The organism is Pseudoalteromonas sp. SCSIO_11900 (genome assembly GCF_000576475.1).
GTDB classification, from domain to species: domain Bacteria; phylum Pseudomonadota; class Gammaproteobacteria; order Enterobacterales; family Alteromonadaceae; genus Pseudoalteromonas; species Pseudoalteromonas tetraodonis.
Window position 1 is genome coordinate 147,996 of sequence record NZ_KK070025.1, and the last position, 20,668, is coordinate 168,663.

Consider the following 20,668-nt stretch of genomic DNA (forward strand, 5'->3'; position numbering starts at 1 on the left):
TTTGTTTCCAAGCGATACTCTATTTAACAACCTTGTCCGTTATATAGCGGGTATTTTAATACCTCGCTTTTGCATTAATTTCTACACAATTGATTTGCCTAGAAAGTTTTTATAGTCTAATTTTTAAGCTTAATACTTCAAATCCTCAGGATGTTGGCTTGCTTGTTTAAGCCTAAAATTATGCGACTACCACTCATACACTCTTTACAAGGAAAGATGCTGCTGTATTTGGCATTGCCCGTCATGCTCATTATTGCCAGTATCTTGAGTTATTGGTATTCAACTAGCCTTAATCAGGCTGTTATACAAGCAAAACTAAATTTAAGCCAGACGGCAGATACGATTGCCGCGAAGGTAAATGAAGAAACGCAATTAGCGGTACGCACTACAGAAATTATGGCCTTAGCACAGCAAAATGGGTTGTTTGGTGATAGAGAGGCAAGTATTAATTTTGTTCGTGCAGTGCTTAAAATGAACCCTTCATTTGTAGGGGCTTCGTTTGGTTATGAGCCTAATGCCGATAATCAAGATCAAGCCTATATTAATGCTCCACCGTTAAAAGAGGGCGTTTATGTAGACCAAACTGGCCGTTTTTTACCTTATTGGCATCGTGATTTTAATGACTCTGAACGTTTGTTACTTGAGCCCTTGGTCGATATGGAATCAAGTCTTTATTATGAGGGAGTACGTCAACAGTTTTTACGTGATGGTAATACCGAGACTATGATCACTGAGCCCTATGTTTACGAGGGAAGAATGTTGGTTGAACAAAGCTCGCCAATTATTATTAATGGCGAATTTGTCGGTATGGCAAGTGTAGATAGAGCACTTGCTGATATAACTGAATTTTTACAAACCATAAAGCAGCAACTAAAAATTGATGTTTTGTTACTCAGCCAACGCGACAACGTGATTGCCACGACATTAAATTATTCAGGACTAAAAACGAAAGCCATTTTAGACACAGATTATGCAAGTATAGCCAAACAGTTAAAGTCACAAGGGCAAGCAAGAAAGATATTATCTGCTAACGATCCTCTTGATTCTGGGGTTTTCTATTTTGATAAAGCCAAGGTCGCCACTGGGCATTGGACAGTGATAGTGCGTCGCTCTGAAACCGAAATTATTGGGCCTATTCAAGCGCAATTTAGCCCATTATTGGCAGCGGCTTTTGCAAGTGTGTTACTGGTGTTTTTACTCTTTTGGTATTTTATTAACCGAACAACCAAGCGTATTAATATTGCGATTAAATCTGTTGAACAGCTAGCTAATGGAGATTTATCTATTCATGTTCAAAAGTATATGACTCAAAAGGATGAGCTTGGCACCATGTTTAGAAGCTTTGAGCGTTTAATTAAAGCCAGTAAAGATATTGATCAGGTTTGCTCTGCGATTGCAGCTGGGGATTTTTCTCAAACAGTTTCTAAGCGCAGCCGTTATGATAGTTTAAGTGATTCTATTAATTTAATGTCGAGTAAACGCCATGAGGCAGAGCAGGCTCTACTTGAGCAAACCATAGAGCTTCGTCGCACTCAGCAGGAACTTGTTGAAGCAGAGAAAATGTCTTCACTTGGAAGTTTAGTCAGTGGTGTGGCACATGAGGTGAATACACCGTTAGGTGTTTGTGTGACAGCGACATCTCATTTGCGAGAAATGTTAATCGAAACTAAAAACAAAGTGGCTTCTGGCACCTTAAGTAAAACAGAGTTTAGTGAGTTTATTAGTGAAGTTGATTTAAGCTGTGACATTTTGCTAAAAAACATGCAACGTGCCGCTGATTTAATAAGCAGTTTTAAACGTGTAGCGGTTGATCAAACAACCGAAGAATTACGTAATTTGTATGTAAGTAGTTATTTTAATGAGGTGCTAAAAAGCCTCTATCATACCCTTAAAGCAACACCGGTTGATATTACCATTAGTGCAACGGAGCCTGAGCCAGAAGTGTATTCTGATCCTGGTGCCTTAGCGCAAATTTTTACTAATTTAGTAATGAATTCAATTATTCACGGTTTTCAAAATGGTAGAAAAAAAGGGCAGATAAGTGTTCATATTGAGTACTCAGACTCTGTCTGCATTCATTATCAAGACAGTGGTCAAGGCATGACAGATGAAGTTCAGAAAAAAGTGTTTGACCCGTTTTACACCACAAATAGAGCGGGTGGCGGCAGTGGCTTGGGGATGAATATTGTTTATAACCTCGTAGTTCACCGCCTGAAAGGGCAAATTGCAGTAAAGCAAAAAGAATCTACAGGCGTTTATTTTTTCATTCAATTTCCGGTAACGCCACCGAATTAATTTATAGCAGGGTGTGTTTATGGAGTGGTTACAAGATGATGTAGTGACAGATAAAGCGGTTGCCAACAGCAATGCTAAGCCATGGAAAATCTTAATTGTTGATGACGATGACTCGGTGCATCAGGTAACTCAACTTGCAATGAAGCGCTTTGAATTTGAGCAACGCCCTGTTGAACTACACAGTGTTTACAGTGCAACTGAGGCGAAAGAGAAACTACAAAGCTCAGAACGTTACGCATTAATTTTACTAGATGTCGTAATGGAAACAGAACATGCAGGATTAGATCTTGCGCGATTTATTCGCCAAGACTTACAAAATGGTTATAGTCGAATTATTTTGCGAACAGGTCAGCCTGGGGTTGCGCCTGAGCGCAGTGTTATTCGCGATTATGATATTGATGGCTATAAAGCGAAGAGCCAACTGCAAAGCCAAGATCTTGAATTGATTTTTTATACCTCTTTACGAGCCTACCGCGATATTTGTATGCTACAAACTCACCGCTATAATTTAAAAAGACTAATAAAAGCTATCTCTACCATTACCCAAATTGGTGACTTGGTAGAGTTTACCTCTGTTGTCATGGAAGAGTTAAAACTTGTACTGAATATGAGCTCGGCCAATTTATATATTGATGCGCCTAAAGTATTTGGTATTTGTCAGTTAGATGAAAAGTTGCAAATGATTGAAGGGGAAGTCTCAGGTATACATCTGTTCACGGGAAGTGGTATTGATAGTATTCCGAAAAAGCATCAAGAGTACTTTTTAAGGGCGAAACAAACCAAGCAGAATTTTATTGCAGAAGATCATTATGTTTATTTTCATCATTCACAAAAAGGTCTAGATTCAATACTCGCATTTCAATCATTGCAACCGGTTAAAAAAGAAGCGCAACAGCTTGTTGACTTGTTTTTGGGCAATGTTGTTCTCACATTTGAAAGTTTATTATTAGCTAATTCAATTGAAGAAACCCAGCAGCTGGCTATTTCACTGATGGGAGGTGCCATGGAGTCGCGCTCCAAGGAAACGGGATCTCACGTAATTAGGGTTGGCTTATATGCAAAATTACTCGCGCAGCTGCATAATCAAAATCAAGCGTACTGCGATAAAATTAGCCTAGCTGCGCAATTACATGATGTAGGAAAGGTAGGTGTACCAGATCTCATTTTAAACAAGCCGGCTAAATTAGATGCTGACGAGTGGGAAATTATGAAACAGCATACCACTAAGGGCTGGGAAATTCTCAAAGGGACAGCTAATCCTGTTATTGATATGGCTGCAAACATTGCGATTGATCATCACGAGCGTTGGGATGGAGCCGGTTATCCGCACGCAAAAAAACAGCAAGAAATCAGTTTAGAGGGACGAATTACTGCGATTGCTGATGTGTTTGATGCGTTATGTTGTCGCCGTTGTTATAAAGAGCCTTGGAGTATGGATGACGCAAAAGCGGAAATAATTAAAGGTGCAGGTAATCATTTTGATCCAAACTTAGTTGCACTTTTTGAAGCACATTTTAATGATTTCAAACAAATTTATCTTGATAGACCTGAGTAGAAAAGCGGGTATCGCTTTGACTGTGAAACCACAATCAAAGCGAAAGGTAAGTTAGTCGTACTTGGCTTCTAACTCGTTAGCGGTATGAAATTTTTCATGAGATTGTAATTGCTCATCGTATTTAAGCAGGTTTTTAAAGTGCTCTAACTGGCCTGCATTTTTAACGATTTCAACAATAAACGACATCATAAAATCGGCACCGGTTAGGGTCTCGCCCACTAAATAACGCTTGCCTTCAAGACGGCTGTTAAAGTAGCTAATCACTTTAGCGGTTTCTGCATCAGCATAGCCCTCTAAAAACTGGGTTTTAGCACCATCTTTTTGCACAAACATTTTGAGTAAAAGCGGTAAAATTGCTGAGCTTTCTGCAAAATGTAGCCATTGCTGGTAGTCAACGTAATCAGGGGTGCCTGCTTTTGGGGCAAATTTACCTTTGCCATATTTAGTGATCAGGTAATCTGTGATAGCGCCAGACTCGGCGATCACTAAGCCATCATCTTCTATAACTGGCGATTTGCCCAGTGGATGCACATTTTTAAGCTCATCAGGGGCTAAAAAAGTCTCAGTGTTACGTTGGTAAGCAACAATTTCGTAATCAACCTCAAGCTCTTCTAGTAACCAAATAATACGTTTAGAGCGAGATTTATTTAAATGGTGTAGTTTAATCATTTTCTTCCTTATTGAGCTGTGTTGAATTACAACACAGCCTGAATGTTATTATAGTGGGCTGTTAATCTTTACTACGGTTTTACCAAAGCTCTTCCCACTGATCATGTCGTTAAATGCACTGATGGTGTTTTCAATGCCTTCTACTAGATGTTCGCGGTATTGAATTTTTCCGTCTTGTAGCCATTTTTGCATGTCGTTTGCAAACTCGTCATAGCGGTGGCCATAATCATCAAAAATAATAAAGCCTTGCATTTTGATGCGCTTAGTTAGTAATTGCCCCATTAACATGCCCATGCGGTCTGGGCCCTCAGGCAAGCTGGTCGCATTATATTGCGATACCAAACCACAGATAGGCACACGCGCTGAGGTATTAAGCAAAGGTAATACGGCGTCAAACACTTTTCCGCCCACATTTTCATAATAAACATCAATGCCTTGGTCACATGCTTTTTCTAATTGCTCGGCAAAGTTATCGGCTTTGTGATCAATACAGGCATCAAAGCCTAGCTTTTCAACGGCATGAGCACATTTTTCGCTGCCACCGGCAACCCCTACGACTTTACAGCCTTTAATTTTAGCAATTTGGCCAACCGTTGCACCGACAGGCCCTGTTGCAGCAGCAACGACCACGGTTTCTCCTGCTTTAGGGGCGCCAATATCGAGTAAACCCATGTAGGCGGTAAAGCCAGGCATACCCATAATTCCCAATGCGTATGAAGGGTTTGTTGGCTCTTTACCTAATGACATTAAGCCTTCGCCATTTGAGATGGCGTAAGTTTGCCAACCTGTGTACGCTAATACCCATTCGCCTTCGCTAAATTTATTGTTTTTAGATGTTTCTACTTGGCACACCGTTGCACCAACCATTACATCACCAATTTCGACGGGGTCGGCATACGATTTAGCATCGCTCATACGGCCACGCATGTAGGGGTCTAGTGATAAGTAAATTGTACGCAGCAGTACTTCGCCCTCTTTTAACGATGGAAGCTCTTTGCTTTTAAATTCAAAGTTTTCATTGGTAGGGGCGCCATGTGGGCGCGAGGCTAAAGTAAATTGACGGCTAGTTGTAGACATAAAAATCTCCAAAATAAACTGAAAAAACCACCTATTACCGAATGTTTAAGCTTTAAAACAATACACGGCTCAACAATAATGCGCGGATAGGCAGATAAAATTTGTACCTTGATACACGAGCTTTGGGCGAGAGGGAGTTAATTCAACCTTTGCCAACATTTAATTAGAATAATTACTCTGTTTTTAGCATGCTAAATATATAGCTATCAAAATAGTGACCATTTTTATAAATTGCTTGTTTTAAAATAGCCTCGGTATTGAAGCCACTTTTAAGCAACGCCTTCATTGAGCCAGCATTACCAGCAAATACAGCCGCATAAATACGGTTTAAATTAGTACTTTTAAACACTTCTTTAGAATGGCTTGGGTGATAATACCTTGCCCCCAATATTGCTAACTAAGCCAATAGCCTATTTTCGCCACTGCGGCTATACTCAAATTCACCAAGGGTAATACCAATACACCCAACGCACAGACCGTCAACTTCGATGGCTTTAATGATGCCACATTTTGCTCCCTGGTTTACCCACCAATTCGCATCTGCCTGCTTATACGGAAATGGAATTTTAGAGGATAAATAGCGTGCTACTTGCTGAACGTTCAAAATGGTTACTATTTGAAAGGTATCGTGTTGCTTGAACTCACGTAAAATCATCATATGGTAAATAAGTTTATTATTATCAACCAATAACCTAGCAAGCTTTAGGCGTTTAAACAATGAACCTATCTTTTTAAAATTAAAGTGTATACAGCTATAACTTTGCTTTAAACTCTTTTAAAATATAGTAAAAAGTACCTACACAGAGTCACTATGCATCCTCATATCGCCGCCCTTTATAACAGCGCTCAAAAGTCCAGTCGATTAATTATTGGCCTAATGAGTGGTACCTCTTTAGATGGTTTAGATGTGGCGCTATGTAAAATAACCGGAGCGGGTTTGCATACCCAAATAGAGGTATTAAAATTCACCACGGTTGAGTACAACGACGAGTATAAAACTAAAATAAAACAGGTGTTTGCTAAGCGCGAATGCGATTTAGAAGTGCTGACTTTGTTACATCCGTGGGTAGGTAAACTCCATGGTGCTATGGTTAATCAGTGTTTAGCACTGTGGCAAGTAAATCCAGCCGACATTGATGTAATAGCCAGTCACGGGCAAACTATTTATCACTGCCCGCAATCCCAACATAACCACCACGATTTTAAAAATGGCACGCTACAAGTTGGTGACAGTGATCAAATAGCGGTTACTACAGGCATTACCACGGTAGGTGACTTTAGGCAAAAGCATATTGCTGCTGGTGGTGAAGGCGCACCATTAGCTGTGTATGGAGATTATTTGTTTTTTGCCAGCCCAAATGAAAATCGTATTTTACTCAACATGGGGGGCATTGCTAATTTAACATTTTTACCTAAAAACGGCGATACTGGAGCGGTCTTTAGCTCTGACATTGGCCCTGGCAATACTATTATGGATGCTTATGTACAGCATTATTTTAAAGGGCTGCATTATGATGAGGGAGCTAAACTTGCCAAAGCTGGTAAAGTGAATACAAAGCTTCTTGCTGCGCTTACCGATAACGCGTTTTTTAAATTACCACTGCCTAAAACAACCGGACCTGAGGTGTTTAATTTAGCTTATTTACGGGCGGCACAAATGCATTCAACGACACAAAGACTAAATCACGAAGATGTTTTAGCGACTTTAAATGCCCTTTCTGCCACTACGATTGCTAAGGCGTTAAATGGCTGTGCTCAACATACTCAAGACTGTGTAGTGTATGCCAGTGGTGGAGGTATTCATAATCCGTTATTAATGGAGCAATTACTAATACATTGCCCAAACATTAAGGCGTTCAAAAACACCGAGAGTTTAGGCGTAAATCCTGATGCCAAAGAGGCCGTGCTGTTTGCTATTTTGGCAAATGAATGTTTGGCAGGGCAACGTCAAAGCTTAAATAATAACAACCAAGGTATTTTAGATATCACTATGGGTAAAGTGAGCTTTGCTGATTGAGTAATAAAATCAATAGAAAATTGTGCGCCAATAACTAAAAAAACGAAAGTAAAGCTGTTCCCATATTAGCGAAATACTGACGTACCCGATGCGGCTTAGGCGGCGCTAAATAAGTTGCAGGTGCAGTATAACCACTACCAAATTGGTTAATATGCATATCAAACTGCAAACTATTTTTTAACGTGCCGTGTTTACCATGCAAAATCATTTGCATCACAAAATCATGACTATGTGCTATTTGACTCAAAGTCAGGTTGACTCGCCTTTGTTCTAAATCAGATAAATTGAGTGTTTTTTCTGTGTAGTATTGAGCCGCTCGTGCATTTGGTAAAGTTGCGCTTAGTGAAATAATATCACTTTCATGGGCCGCTTCAGGTAAAACGCATTGCAGTGTGATTTGATGCTGACTGTTAGCATCCTGCGATAGCGTTTCAAATTCCATGCTGTGGCTCATTGCCGCAGACATAGGATCTTCAAATGACGGTAGTGCAAAGGTTAATTGCACCATAGATTCGCTCATGAGGGTCTTATAAAGCTTGGTTGACTAATAATGCAGCTATTATCACTGATGATTATTGCAAAATTGTGACTAAACTAAAGCGCTTGATGCAAGGGTTAATTTGGCTTGCAGTTTATAACTAAAGCTATTGTTTTAAATTAATATTATATTTAATAAATAAACTACAATGGTCGCTTAATAATATCGTTTATTAAATGCAAGGATACAACGAGGCCTTAGCTTAGCAATAACAATAATGCTTTTATCGAGCTTGCCGGTCGTTAATTAATGTTACTTTATTATTAATTAAAGGTGTTTGTTTGTGTGTGTTTTCTTAATTTTGCAATAAAATTGCTTGAAAAAAACCAAGCTAGCCATAAAATGCATTTAAGAGCCCAAATACATAACACACTACCAAACAGGTTGTGGCGGGGTTGTGAGAATTAGATGGCACTAATAAAAAATAATTTATGGAAACTCTTCTGTTTTTTGCTGTTGGGTGGCTTAATTTTATTAAGCGTGCTTTTGGTTTACGAGTGGAAAAACATCAAAAAAGATTACCTCACGAGCTCCCAAAATCGTGTGGAATTTTCTGCGCAAGCATCGGCAGCAAGGCCATATACAGTTTCTGTGGGTAAGGCAACGCATTCGCCCGCTTTTAATAGTGCCACGGCTTGGTTAATACGCTCTTCAGTATTCAATAATTGAGTAGGTTGTAATGATGTCATAATAACTCTTAAGGATTACAAAACTGGCAATACGTTGCATCAGCAACGCGTTTTTTATTCGTTTCAATGTGGCTAAAGCCGCAACTATCACACACTGAAGTAGTTGATTTCATTTGTTCTGTTGGCATATTACATAGCTCACAGGGCAAGCCTTTTGTAACTTGTTTAGCAACAAAGTTAGGGTTTTGGCACTGTGGGCATGTTGATGATAGTCGCCTTGCAAGATCTTCTGCAGCTTGGCTAACAATTACTTGGCGTTGCGGGCTATACATGGCCCTCAGATCAGGCGTGATTGTACCTGTGCTTGGCGTTTTTTCTGTATACAAAGCAATAAGCGCTTCTATGCTAAGCCCTTTATGAAGCGTTTGGGTGTCGTCAAGTATCCAATGCTGGTTTTCATAGCGCTGACATGCAGTAGTGATTGATTCAGTACTAGTTTCACTGTTTATAGTTAAACTGCTGGGCGAAAATGGTCCGCCAGCATATCCATAAATAGCATTGTTATTGTGTTTATCATAAAAACAAATAACTTCTTCGTCCCAGTTCATTAAACCCGGATACGGCCCACCACCAAAACTGCCTTCACTGCCAAGCCCAAATTGCTCGCCTGTGAGTTCACATGCGCGCTGAGCTTTTGTCAGTGCCGCGGTGTTGGCACTGCCATGACGTTGTACTTCGTGACTAAACATCCCAAGTGTATCGGTATCAAATAAATCAGTAGTGAATACCTTAAAACCAAGTGGCTCTAGAGCAGGGGCCACTAAAGGTGCTTTTTTATGTTTCGTGGCAATGACTATCTTTGGCATAGCTTATATTTGTTCATTAGAGGCTGAAATAGTTGAGAAATATCCATTTTCGAACTGCTCGAGAGTATTATCATCGCCCCAGCGAATGAGAGTGAGCCAATGGTTATCAATCAGCTCCTTCACCATCGTATGCTTGTTATAAATTGCCGCGATTGCAGATTGCGGTGCAGCAATATATACATTAAGGCGAATCGGTTCGTGCATCCATTTATCCCCGTTGTGCAGTGATTGCATGGCTAAGCCAATACGAAGGTCACCGCCATTACCTTCAAATAATCCAATATTACCGCCAACTGCATTGTGGAGTATTTTATTACCACTGCCGTATTTATGGTTGTCGGTAACCGAGGCATTATATTGACTATTGATCCAATGGGCTACTATCATGGGGGCGGTCATGATCAGTTCTAATACCGCAAATTCGTTATCGTTTTCCCATTCATAATCATGTAAAAAGCAGCGTCCTTGTAAGTTAACACTGCGAGTCCATGCTCGTGGTGCAACAATAAAGGCGGCGTTATTAGCAAGCCCCCATTCTGGACGTACTTGCGACCAATCGCGGGCACGTTGATGATAAGCATGGTTAATTTCATCTGCGGTTTTATTAACTAACTGTGGGTCGATATTTACTAAACGTTCTTGCTGAGCGGTTTGCGTGGCAACGGTTAGCCATTTTTTTAGGTTGTCATTAAGCTCGGTATCGTAACCGGTGATGACATCCGTGGTTGTGTTATGAATAGCGGCAATAAATTGCGTGCTCTGTGCCAGTGTTAGCCCTCGCTCTTTAAGCGCTTGGCGTACTTGGGTATCGTTTAGTAAGTTTGCTAGCACGCGTACATTAACTTCGCCACTTTGCCCTCCACAGGCCCCACATTCTAGGCCAGCGCTGTGCAAGTTATTAGTTGTATGGCTGGCGTGGCCCACTAACATAACATGCGGCGCAAACTCTTTTATTCCTAAGGTGTTAAGCACTTTTTGAGCTAAGTCGGTTTTGTCTTTTAGGGTCAGTTGTTGCTGGTTTTGTGTTAGTTGCCAGTTAGTGGTTGCGCACTTTTTAGCTTTACCTTTAGATAAAAAGGTATTTTTTATTAATTTAAATGCATACAGCCAGCCTGCCGATTCAACCATAGAAAACGATGAGGGGGCTGATTTTGACCAACTTTGCCATGTAGCACTATTTTGACGAGATGCTTCAAGCGCCGCGTCTTTGTGTGTTTGTGTGGCATGTATTGCTGGTTTGAGTAGCCCTGGTAGTTGAGGACGAGTAATTGCACTACCATTTTCTTGATATTCTAGTGGCAATCCAAAAAAACCGGCAAAGCCGAAGGTTTCTATATTTTTACTTTGCGATTCAAGCGCGCGGCGAATAACCTCTGAGCGTACATCAATACAAAACACCGCTTGTAATTGAGCGTTGTTCACTGGGGTTTTAGTGGCGCTTTGCAGTGCATGATTAAGCGGGTATTGATAGCTTAGCTCCAGTGCTTTTGCCCACACCCATAATGGCTTTTGTGCTAATTTGTGTGCATGCAGGCGCTCAACTACGAGTGACTTTTCTTGCTGCCACTGACTTTGTAGTTGTTTAAATGAAGCACTATCATGATCTGCCAGATACTGCCAAATAACCAAGTCCCATGCCATTCGCATGGCCAGTAGCTGTTTCATGTCATCTTTGGGTTTAGCGTAAAGTTGGCCTTGGAATCGCAAATACGCCAACCACGATGCCCAACCGTTAATATCTAAGAGCAATGAGTGCGCGTATAACTCTAACGAGTCGTTATCTATGTTAAGCGTTGAGAGTGTTAGTGCAATCAGTTCATCAGCGCAAGTGGGCAGTTGTTTAAAGTAGCCATTTAAATGCTTTTCATCCATTACAATACTAATGCCTTTATCCGCTTGTATAACGGTTAACCAATGGCGATATAAAGGTGATTGTGGTGATGTGTCATCACCATGAAGCATTGGGCCAAGCTGCTGATAATGCGCGGCACAAAACTGGCTCAATTGATGGGTAATTTCATCATGCCAAGCCATTTTATGTTTATTGCGCTGCTGGTCGAGTAAATCTGCAATGTTGTGCCAATCCACTAAAGGAACATCAATGTGAAGGGTTTGTATGAGTTGCTCATGCGTAAAGTCACTGTTAAGTAACTTGGCTGCATCGGCTAAGTGGTTATCAGTAATAATGCCGTTGTCGTACTTGTGCTGATAAAAGTCTTTAGGCATTAGCATATTGGCATTACATAAGGTATCAATGCGTGCGCTTACATCTTCAATAGGCAGGTGGCGCATTTCCCAAAATGGGTTAACGGCAATCATCTGATCTAAAGGCCAGTTTGGTGCTATGTAACCGCATACTTTATTAAGTATGTTGTTTTCAGTGTCACTTAACGATAAACCCGTGTGATTTGAATGCGTTTGATTGCTCATTTTGATTCCTCAACGGTGATTCCAGCTGCATGATTTTTTAAATCGGTGTGGCCATTATTAGGTAAATTTATCGGCCATATTTTTAGGGTTAACCGCGTAAACCACTCATCTAAATACAAACCTGCAAATAATAGGGTGGAAAGTGATTTAACCTGTGGTCGCCAAGACTGGTAGCGTAAAAAGTAGCTGGCAATCATTAACGTTAAAATAAGGGCTATTACCCAGCTATCGGCGAGGCTAAATGCAGCTTCGCGCCACTGCTCAAGCTCTAGTGCTAAAGTAAATATATTTTTAGCAACCACATAACTAATAACAATTAATAGTGCGACTAGCAGTTTTTTACTGTAAGTTTGCACGCTAGAAGCGCCATGTTGGTTGGCCAGTAAAATAGTTAAAGCTGATGCTAAAAGTAGCCACACACTGACCGCGCCTTGATAGCCGCTAATGAACCATGCAGCGCTAACTAGGGTAATCGACACCAATGCCCCCGTTAACCAAGCAAAGCACGTGGGTGATTGTTTTGGAATATGGCGGCGAATCAGATCTTCGTTTACACCGTTGCCTGAGTTTAAAAATGCAAAGGCTTTATAGGTTGAATGAGTAACAAGGTGAAGCAGAGCCAGTTCAAATAATCCCAGCGCACATTCTATGAGCATTAATCCCATTTGCGCACTGGTAGACCAAGCAAGCCTTACTTTAACGCTTATTCGGGTAGTCATTATTAATGCGCTGATCACTGTGGTTAAACCAGCAATAATTAAAATTAACCATTGTGCTGCGCTAGCTTGAATAAACAAAGGCGCAAATAAAATTAATAAAAAGCCACCTAAATTTATCACCCCAGCATGCAATAAGGCACTGACGGGTGTAGGCACCTCAACCACTTTGATTAGCCAGCCATGCATAGGCAACTGAGCACATTTGATTAAAGCTGCAAAAGCGATTAAAAAGGCCGCGAGTTGTTCAGCCAAAGATAGCGGTAGTGTGGTGGTGTGATAAAAAGTAGTGATATCGCTAATGTATAGGCTATTGTGAGTAACCGATAAAATAATAAATGCGACGAGTAATAAGGATTCGGCAACACGTGCCACAATAAACTTTTTATGAGCGGCGAGTACCGCACGAGGGCGCTCAGGATAAAACATTAATAGCTTGTGCAGTGCTAAACTTATCGCCACCCAGCCTAGCCAAAATAGCGCTAAGTGGTTGCTCATAACCACAATTAATACGGCAGTGATGGTAAGTAGTAGCCATCGCCAAAAGTAGTTTACGCGTGGCTCACCTTGCATATAGTGTTTGCAAAACCGAATTAATATCAGCGTTATGAACAGGATTAGTCCTAGCATAATGGCGCGGGTCACTGAGAGCGATAAGAAACTCAGTAAACCAAAGGCATAAATACGATAAAGTGCAACGGCACTGATAAATGCAACACTATTAAATAGCATCACTTTAAACAGTACATTGCCATTTGAGGCACAAGGTTGTCGGCCAATTAGCCACGCCGCTAAGAATGTGCTTAATGGCATCATTAGTAATAACAACGAAATAATATACTCGCTCATTCAGTGCTCCTTATTTAGTTATTGGAGTATGACAAACTATATAACTAAATAAAAATAGATATAATGCATATAAACGTTCTATAAAAGAGAACTATAATGAGCCGTTTGAACTATCATCACTTGTATTATTTTTGGTCTGTTGCCCGAATTGGTAACTTAACCCAAGCCGCTAAAGAGCTGCATTTATCGCAGTCAGCGCTCTCAACTCAAATTAAACAGCTAGAGCACACCATTAATATTGAGTTATTTGAACGTAAAGGACGTACCTTGGCATTAACCGATATGGGAAAGCGGGTGCAAATGTACGCTAACGATATATTCACTAAGGGCGAAGAACTGTCGTCTTTTATTCATAAAGGGATGATTTCCCAAACTCAGCATTTATCAATCGGGGTGCTTAATACGCTCTCTCGTAACTTTATCGAGGAATTTATTAACCCTTTAATGAGTAACGACGAAGTACGCTTTTCGCTTACTGCAGGGCGTATGGATGGGCTGTTAAATGGTTTGGCAGAGCACGAACTGGATTTAGTTTTAACCAATAAACCCATCGGACTTGAGCACTACGATCAACTGTGGCAAAGCCAGTTGGTATCTCGTCAGCCATTAGCCATAGTGGGTCCAGCAGATAAAAAAACACGCGGTCAATTTCCTACCGGTTACACAGGTGCACAATGGGTGCTACCCAGTAAAACCTCCGCCATTAGAGACTCATTTAATGCTTTGTGTGCCCGCTGGCAATATCAGCCAAAAATAAAAGCAGAGGCTGATGATATGGCTATGCTGCGATTACTTGCTCGTGATAGTGGTGCACTATCGGTATTGCCATCAGTTGTAGTAAAGGATGAAATAGAACAAGGCCTATTAGTTGAATACCAACGTTTACCCGATGCTTTCGAACACTTCTATGCCATTACCGCGCAGCGAAAATTTGTACCAGACATATTAAAGTCGCTGCTTGCCAAAACCTGCTAATTACTTTTAAAGAATGTTTTTTGCGTAAATACTTTATTTTTAAATAATAAAAACGAATTAAAGCTTTTAATTCGTTGGCCGATACCGTATTTGTATTGTACTGAAGATTAAGGATAATCATGGTTAATAAACTACAAGGCAATTATGCTAACCTAAATGCGTTGCTTGCCCAATCAGTCAATAGTTTAAACCACATCAATGTGTCCACAGGCTTACAATCGAGAGCTCACTTAGCGCCAAGTACGGCAACAATCACCGATGAAATGCTCAGTCAGTTTAGTGACCAACAAGTCGATGAAATACTTAATCAGCAATTATCCTCGTTACTCACTATTTCCAGCGCACCCAGTGGCTCAAATTATAAACTCTCCAGTGAAGAGGTTGCGCTGCGAACGGTTATCAGTTCTCAGCAAGAGGGCCTATTAAAAAATGAACGTAGTGATCAGTTAATTGAGCGTTTAAACAGCTCGGTAAAAAATATTCAGGGCGCTTATGCTAACACTAGCGATATTTTATCAAACTTGGGGCAGCTTGGGTTCAATCAAAAAACCTTTTTAGCGTCTAGTCAGCAGCGTGTTGAACGCTCGCTAGACCCCTTTATGGAAAGTTTTAACCGCGAGCGATATGAGGATGATGATAACTATGGATTTGAGCTGTCGGTAAAAACCAAAGAAAGTGATGTTATTAAAATCACTTTTCATTCTGCGCAAGGTTACGATGAAGAAACCGGCGAAACCACCGACGAATTTAGTGTAAGTTATAAAGTAGATGGCGACCTATCAGAGGCTGAACATCAGGCATTAACGCAAGTATTTTCTGGTGTAGGCGAAATGGCAGATGAATTTTTTAAAGCTAAACAAAGCGCTTACAGTCGTTATGTACCCGCAAACCAAACTGATTTAGATTTAAGCTTTTTAAGCAATTTTGATAATAAACAGCTTTCGGGTTTTGATTTGTATTTTTCAACGTCAGAGGGAAATACTGCCGATGCTGATGGAGCGCTCCTTGGAATAGATAATGAGCTTAATTTAAGTTATACCCTTGATGAGGATTCTGAGCTGCAACTACTCGAGTTTGAATCGGTAAACGGACAAAACAATATTGATTTTTCGCTTGATATGTCAACCATTGGCGCGCAAGACAAAAGCCAAATGCAACAATACATAAAAGCGCTCGATAAAAGCTTAGAAGATAGCCAGCTCAATAGCTCTGAGAAAAGTACACGTTCGGCGTTTGGTCACAAAAGTGATGAAGTGATGAAACAAGGGCTCGCTGTTTTTAAAAGTGCGTTTAGCAGTATGTCATCAGCCGCTGAGCGCTATAGTCAAATAGAGTCGGTTGCTACACAGCAGTTTACTAACGGACGCGAGCTAGTAGCTGATTTAGTGGACAACATGATCACCCGTGATCCACGTTATCAAGGGCTAGGAAGTAGTGATAAAAACTCCCTAGGCGACGGGATTTCTAAGTTAGCTGATTTTGATGCAAAATTCTCTTTTTCAATGGATCAAGGTGATTACATAGCAACAAGCACCACAAAGCTGAGTCAAAATACAGAATACCAAAAGTCAGCAGAATTAACTGGGGTTACTCAAGATAAAGCGGTGAGCACACGTTTTAATTATGAAGCAGGCAAGCGCTCTGACATCCCACCTGATTATTATGATAAACAAGAAAATTACACTATTGGTACCGCTGTAAAAAATAACGAATTGGTTGCCCTTGATCAGGCTCATGAGGTGAATGTAGATAAAAAAGTGTATCAGTTTAATCCCGAAATATCTCAATACGAACTAAAAAAGGAATTGAAAGCAACAACCACCAGTGAGAGCAATATTCGTCTTATTAACGATATTTGGCTCGAGAAAAATGAAGATAGTCATCGTATGGATGAAAGAAAACGACTCAGTGGTGTGGGGGCGACAAACGAGTTTAGAACAACATCGAGTTATTCACATACGCAATTAGTGACGTTAATCGGTGATTTAGATAAATTAGAACAAAACAAAGAGGCCAAACGTGAGTACTTAGCTGTTTTATCTCAAGTGAATAATTTTATGGATAAAAGTAAGTAAATGTATTCACTTAAGCTCGATTATGGGTATAGTAGCTAAAAGCTAGTTAGGTATAGGTTTATGTTAAAACAATTAATTTTACTCTTTATTTTGACCCTACCACTGGCAGTGAATGCAACGCTCAAGCTACACTCAGACGCTGTTACTGCTGAGCGTTTATTAAGCGATCACGATAAATTTGCCAAGCAATACCAAGCATTTTCGCCTACACCGCAAGACGTTACATTGATGCAAAAATTAGCAGGTAAAGAGGTGTTAGTGCTTTTAGGTACCTGGTGTCATGACAGTGCTCGCGAAGTACCTCGATTAATAAAGTTACTCGATGAGTCTCAGGTTGAACTTTCGAAAATAACCTTTGTTACAGTAGATTATGACAAGCGGGATGAGGCAGGTATTGCCCTAGCGCATGACTTACAATATACCCCCACTTTTATTGTTAAGCATAACGGGGTTGAAGTTAACCGCGTAGTAGAAAAACCTAGCGGCACACTTGCCCAAGACTTAACCTTGGGCTTATAACGAGAGTCAGCTAGCCAATATCATGTTCGAGGTTTTATTATTACACAGGCCAGTCGGCGGCGTCTAAGTCATCTAACTGTGCATCGCAGTGCTCATTCCCTTGCCATTTGGCAATATATTCACCGTATGGGTCGTATTGCTGGGTTTGTTTTGCCAAATTAAAGTGTCGCCCACCGCGCGGATCGACCCCAACCCCAGCAATATATTGCCAGTTGCCCCAATTAGCGGCTACATCGTAATCAATAAGTTGTTGTTCAAAGTAAGCAGCGCCATAGCGCCAGTCTAGTTGTAGTTCGTTGACCAAACAGCTGGCTGCAATTTGTCGTGAACGGTTAGTGATAAAGCCCGTTGCGTTAAGCTCTTTCATAATAGCGTTAACTAGCGGAAATGGGGTACTGCCTTGGCACCATTTTGCAAAACGGTTCGGGCTAAAAGTGGTAAGTGGCGAGCTTTGTTTTTTACCTTTAAAAGTAAATAACTGATGCTTCACATTAATTGCATGCCACTTAAAATACTCACGCCAGAGCAATTCAAACTTGATCCAGTATGTTGATTCATTTTCCCCATGCTGCGCTTCATAGGCATCTACTGCACAAAAAATTTGCTTGGCACTAATACAACCAAAAGCCAGCCAGCTACTAAATTTAGTCGAGTTATCAAAGCCATCCAGCTCATTACGGGTGATTTTATAGCTGCTTGGTAAAGCTGATGAAAAGTACTGTAGACAATGCGCAAGGCCGGCTTTGTGTCCACCTTGGAGTAAAGGGTTTCCTGTTGGCGGCTCTGATATAGGCTGTTTAGCACATAAAATAATAGGCGGTGGAAGTCTTTTTGCTGAGAACGGCACTGCGGATAAACTGATCCCAGTGGCTTCGATTTTTTTTCTAAAAGGGGTAAAGCCGGTTGGTAAATCAGCAAGTTCAAAGGGCAGTTGTTGCTGTTGATATAAGGTATCTTGCATCACAGATTTAAATACCACAGTAGCGCATTTCGATTTAAGCGCGGTAATTTGGCGTTGCTCATAAACGCCTATTTGCTCGCTATAAACTACTTCATCAATGCCAAGCTCATTAATACGCTGTGTTAATACCCTTACCGGATCGCCTTCTAAAATATGCAAGGTTTGGCCAAGCCCTAAAACAGACTCCTGTAGCTCGTATAGGCTTTGCATTAGAAAGCGTTGTTTATGTACACCATAGGGTTTTTGTTGATAGTTATTGCTTTTAAACCAAGCAGGATTGATCACAAATACGATATCAAGTTCACATTGTTGTTGTGATAAATCATTGAGTATGGGGTTGTCGTCAATGCGCAAATCATTTTGCAGCCAATACAGAATACGTTTTTTCATACTTATGCTCTGGTTTTTAAAATCATTTATTTTACGAAGCAAAAGCGAGCAGAGATTAGTTTTAAGGTGTTTAATAGGGCTTTAAAAAAAGGCGGTAACAATACCGCCTCTCAATTTGTTCTAGCTTTATTTTAAATAGCTGATTTTTGCTGTGCTATCCAGTCGTTAATTACATCTTCAAGTACCGCCATAGGTAATGAGCCTTGACCAATAACGGTATCGTGAAAGCTGCGAATATCAAATTGTGCGCCTAGTTCTTTTTCGGCTTTTGCACGCAGTTCGCGTATTTTAATTTCGCCCATTTTGTATGAAAGCGCTTGGCCTGGCCATGAAATATAACGGTCTATTTGATCTTCCACAGCGCTTTGTGGCAAGGCGGTATGATCAGCCAAATAATCAATTGCCTTTTGGCGGCTCCAGCCAAAGGCATGAATGCCGGTATCAACCACTAAGCGCACAGCACGCCACATTTCGTAGCCTAAACGACCAAAGTCACTGTATGGACTTTGGTAAAAGCCTGCTTCTTTGCCTAAACGCTCTGTATACAGTGCCCAGCCTTCGCCAAAAGCCGAGTGGCTAAGAGTGCGTCTAAACTCAGGAACGTCTAACTCCATTGCAATGGCGTTTTGTAAATGATGCCCAGGTATGGCTTCGTGCAGGCTAAGTGCTTCTAAATTATATAAAGGTTGCAGTTTTGGGGTTGAGGCTAAAAAGTAAGTACCGGGCGAGCGGTTATCAGCAGGTGGCATATAAAACGCACCGCGACTCGCTGAGCCTTTTATAGTAAAGGTGTTACGCGGTAAATGGCCAAAGTAAGTGGGGAGTTTGCCATACATTTTTTGGGTTATAAAAGCGGTCTTTTCTAGCAAGTCTTGGGGATCGGTTGCGTAAAATTGTTCATCGGTTGCTAAAAATTCTAAAAAGTCACTGTAGCTGCCATCAAAACCAACGCTATCAATAATGACTTGCATTTGTGCTTTAATGCGCGCCACTTCTTTTAGACCAAGTTCATGAATTTGTTTAGGAGTAGCATTAGTGGTGGTGTAGTAATTAACCGTGTACTTGTAGTAATCAAGGCCACCTTTGATGCTTGCAATACCCGGCTGCGATCTACAGTGCGGCATGTATTCGTTTTCAAAAAAGTCGTAAAAGTGCTGATAAGCAGGCACGACTTTTGAGGCAATTAACGCTTTAGCTTTATTTTGGTAAGTTTCTTTTTGCGCTGCGCTAAATGTATTAGGGATACGGGTAAATGGCTCATATAAGGCGCTATTCTCAGGTTGTTTAACTATATGGGCGCTAATACTTTGGCCATAATTTTTAAACGTTTCGCAGTAGTGGGTAAAACCAGTTTGAATGCCTTGCTTCATTAAATTAATGTTTTGCTGATTAAAATGCGGGTAATCACCAAGGCTAACTAAAAATGCATTGTAATCCTCAGCAGTTAAAAAGGCCATGTTAGCCGGTGCTTCTGCAAAGTAAGTATGCCAGCCACTTAAAAAATTAACCGGAAAGTATTTATCTTGGTAAAGGTAGCTTTGCTGCTCGGTTTCTCGCTCATATTTAAATAAGCGGTAGTTCATTAGCTGCTCGCTATTGAGTGTTTTAGGATCAATGCTGGCTAAGCTTTTTAGTACGCTGTTGTTATAAGCTTGGCGCTTAGCAATGGCTTGCTCGCTCCAATCGGGTAGGGTACCGTTGGGCTTCCAACCATCAGGATCGGTTCTAAAAAATATTTTTTCAGCTTTGGCGTTTTGCCAGTGGTTATCAATAATGGTTTTTAAATCGCTGTTACTGTCGGCTAAGCTTGGCAGCGAGGTGGCTGCTAAGGCAATAGCTAAGATTGTTTTTTTAAACATGTTGAATTTCACTTTTTAGAGTTTTAATTGTCATATGCGTGCCTATTTTACGATAATAACAAGTTCACTCAATTAATGCGTTGGTTTTATAACATTAAGGCGTGTGTTTAATTGCTCTCCTTACTTATTTTATTTATATAAAAATGGAGAAATAATTTTTTAAGAATAATGATTTAAACAGCACATAAAAGCTTACCAAGGGTATGTGGGGCAACCATACGCTTTGCACTTTGATGTCAAATAACCCT

15 protein-coding genes and 1 pseudogene are annotated in these 20,668 nt (G+C 40.6%); 6 read left to right on the forward strand and 10 right to left on the reverse strand.

Annotated elements, in window-relative coordinates:
• Positions 1-180: 180 nt before the first annotated feature.
• On the forward strand, positions 181-2,295 hold the full coding sequence (locus BG00_RS14960; RefSeq protein WP_253861418.1) for an ATP-binding protein: 2,115 nt from the start codon (positions 181-183) through the stop codon (positions 2,293-2,295).
• A 19-nt stretch (positions 2,296-2,314) separates the two neighbouring features.
• Complete coding sequence (locus BG00_RS14965; RefSeq protein ID WP_028834284.1) at positions 2,315-3,850, forward strand: HD domain-containing phosphohydrolase; 1,536 nt, start codon at positions 2,315-2,317, stop codon at positions 3,848-3,850.
• Positions 3,851-3,901: 51 nt separating this feature from the next.
• On the opposite strand, the gene BG00_RS14970 is transcribed toward BG00_RS14965, so the two are convergent.
• The 3 genes and pseudogenes from BG00_RS14970 to BG00_RS14980 form a co-directional block, all read right to left on the reverse strand.
• Entirely contained in the window at positions 3,902-4,519 is a 618-nt protein-coding gene (locus BG00_RS14970) for a glutathione S-transferase family protein (protein WP_036983685.1), read from the reverse strand.
• Between the two features lie 48 nt (positions 4,520-4,567).
• A complete protein-coding gene (locus BG00_RS14975) occupies positions 4,568-5,596 on the reverse strand; it encodes an NADP-dependent oxidoreductase (protein WP_036983686.1) in 1,029 nt (342 codons plus the stop codon).
• Between the two features lie 172 nt (positions 5,597-5,768).
• Positions 5,769-6,254 (reverse strand): annotated as a pseudogene (locus tag BG00_RS14980) (GNAT family N-acetyltransferase).
• A gap of 153 nt (positions 6,255-6,407) precedes the next feature.
• Here BG00_RS14980 and BG00_RS14985 point away from each other — a divergent pair.
• Positions 6,408-7,613: an anhydro-N-acetylmuramic acid kinase gene (locus BG00_RS14985; protein ID WP_036983689.1), complete on the forward strand. Its 1,206-nt coding sequence runs from the start codon at positions 6,408-6,410 to the stop codon at positions 7,611-7,613.
• Between the two features lie 34 nt (positions 7,614-7,647).
• Here BG00_RS14985 and BG00_RS14990 read toward each other — a convergent pair whose 3' ends face one another.
• From BG00_RS14990 to BG00_RS15005, 5 genes are all read right to left on the reverse strand, one after another.
• Positions 7,648-8,133 (reverse strand): hypothetical protein, encoded by a 486-nt coding sequence (locus tag BG00_RS14990; RefSeq protein WP_036983691.1) that lies wholly within the window; start codon positions 8,131-8,133, stop codon positions 7,648-7,650.
• 536 nt (positions 8,134-8,669) lie between these two features.
• Positions 8,670-8,840, reverse strand: a complete 171-nt coding sequence (locus tag BG00_RS17720) for a Sua5/YciO/YrdC/YwlC family protein (protein WP_249928772.1) — start codon at positions 8,838-8,840, stop codon at positions 8,670-8,672.
• Positions 8,841-8,848: 8 nt separating this feature from the next.
• A complete protein-coding gene (locus BG00_RS14995; protein WP_036983692.1) occupies positions 8,849-9,646 on the reverse strand; it encodes a DUF6671 family protein in 798 nt (265 codons plus the stop codon).
• Positions 9,647-9,649: 3 nt separating this feature from the next.
• Entirely contained in the window at positions 9,650-12,076 is a 2,427-nt protein-coding gene (locus BG00_RS15000; RefSeq protein WP_036983693.1) for a DUF2309 domain-containing protein, read from the reverse strand.
• Positions 12,073-13,641, reverse strand: coding sequence for an NADH-quinone oxidoreductase subunit L (locus BG00_RS15005; protein ID WP_036983694.1), 1,569 nt, complete (start codon positions 13,639-13,641; stop codon positions 12,073-12,075). Before BG00_RS15005 ends, BG00_RS15000 begins: the two co-directional genes overlap by 4 nt.
• Before the next feature lie 96 nt (positions 13,642-13,737).
• On the opposite strand from BG00_RS15005, the gene BG00_RS15010 reads away from it, so the two are divergent.
• The 3 genes from BG00_RS15010 (at position 13,738) to BG00_RS15020 (ending at position 17,210) form a co-directional block, all read left to right on the forward strand.
• On the forward strand, positions 13,738-14,616 hold the full coding sequence (locus BG00_RS15010) for a LysR family transcriptional regulator (protein WP_036983695.1): 879 nt from the start codon (positions 13,738-13,740) through the stop codon (positions 14,614-14,616).
• A gap of 119 nt (positions 14,617-14,735) precedes the next feature.
• Positions 14,736-16,691 (forward strand): hypothetical protein, encoded by a 1,956-nt coding sequence (locus BG00_RS15015; RefSeq protein WP_036983696.1) that lies wholly within the window; start codon positions 14,736-14,738, stop codon positions 16,689-16,691.
• Positions 16,692-16,751: 60 nt separating this feature from the next.
• Positions 16,752-17,210 (forward strand): TlpA family protein disulfide reductase, encoded by a 459-nt coding sequence (locus BG00_RS15020; RefSeq protein ID WP_036983697.1) that lies wholly within the window; start codon positions 16,752-16,754, stop codon positions 17,208-17,210.
• A 40-nt stretch (positions 17,211-17,250) separates the two neighbouring features.
• On the opposite strand, the gene BG00_RS15025 is transcribed toward BG00_RS15020, so the two are convergent.
• Together BG00_RS15025 and BG00_RS15030 are read right to left on the reverse strand one after the other, a co-directional pair.
• Complete coding sequence (locus tag BG00_RS15025; RefSeq protein WP_036983698.1) at positions 17,251-18,561, reverse strand: DASH family cryptochrome; 1,311 nt, start codon at positions 18,559-18,561, stop codon at positions 17,251-17,253.
• 131 nt (positions 18,562-18,692) lie between these two features.
• Entirely contained in the window at positions 18,693-20,420 is a 1,728-nt protein-coding gene (locus BG00_RS15030; RefSeq protein ID WP_036983699.1) for a DUF885 domain-containing protein, read from the reverse strand.
• Between the last annotated feature and the right edge of the window lie 248 nt (positions 20,421-20,668).

Bases quoted from the DNA above. Each gene is read 5' to 3' on its own strand.
- BG00_RS14960 (WP_253861418.1), top strand. From the start codon at position 181: ATGCGACTACCACTCATACACTCTTTACAAGGAAAGATGCTGCTGTAT.
- BG00_RS14965 (WP_028834284.1), top strand. From the start codon at position 2,315: ATGGAGTGGTTACAAGATGATGTAGTGACAGATAAAGCGGTTGCCAAC.
- BG00_RS14970 (WP_036983685.1), bottom strand. From the start codon at position 4,519: ATGATTAAACTACACCATTTAAATAAATCTCGCTCTAAACGTATTATT.
- BG00_RS14975 (WP_036983686.1), bottom strand. From the start codon at position 5,596: ATGTCTACAACTAGCCGTCAATTTACTTTAGCCTCGCGCCCACATGGC.
- BG00_RS14985 (WP_036983689.1), top strand. From the start codon at position 6,408: ATGCATCCTCATATCGCCGCCCTTTATAACAGCGCTCAAAAGTCCAGT.
- BG00_RS14990 (WP_036983691.1), bottom strand. From the start codon at position 8,133: ATGAGCGAATCTATGGTGCAATTAACCTTTGCACTACCGTCATTTGAA.
- BG00_RS17720 (WP_249928772.1), bottom strand. From the start codon at position 8,840: ATGACATCATTACAACCTACTCAATTATTGAATACTGAAGAGCGTATT.
- BG00_RS14995 (WP_036983692.1), bottom strand. From the start codon at position 9,646: ATGCCAAAGATAGTCATTGCCACGAAACATAAAAAAGCACCTTTAGTG.
- BG00_RS15000 (WP_036983693.1), bottom strand. From the start codon at position 12,076: ATGAGCAATCAAACGCATTCAAATCACACGGGTTTATCGTTAAGTGAC.
- BG00_RS15005 (WP_036983694.1), bottom strand. From the start codon at position 13,641: ATGAGCGAGTATATTATTTCGTTGTTATTACTAATGATGCCATTAAGC.
- BG00_RS15010 (WP_036983695.1), top strand. From the start codon at position 13,738: ATGAGCCGTTTGAACTATCATCACTTGTATTATTTTTGGTCTGTTGCC.
- BG00_RS15015 (WP_036983696.1), top strand. From the start codon at position 14,736: ATGGTTAATAAACTACAAGGCAATTATGCTAACCTAAATGCGTTGCTT.
- BG00_RS15020 (WP_036983697.1), top strand. From the start codon at position 16,752: ATGTTAAAACAATTAATTTTACTCTTTATTTTGACCCTACCACTGGCA.
- BG00_RS15025 (WP_036983698.1), bottom strand. From the start codon at position 18,561: ATGAAAAAACGTATTCTGTATTGGCTGCAAAATGATTTGCGCATTGAC.
- BG00_RS15030 (WP_036983699.1), bottom strand. From the start codon at position 20,420: ATGTTTAAAAAAACAATCTTAGCTATTGCCTTAGCAGCCACCTCGCTG.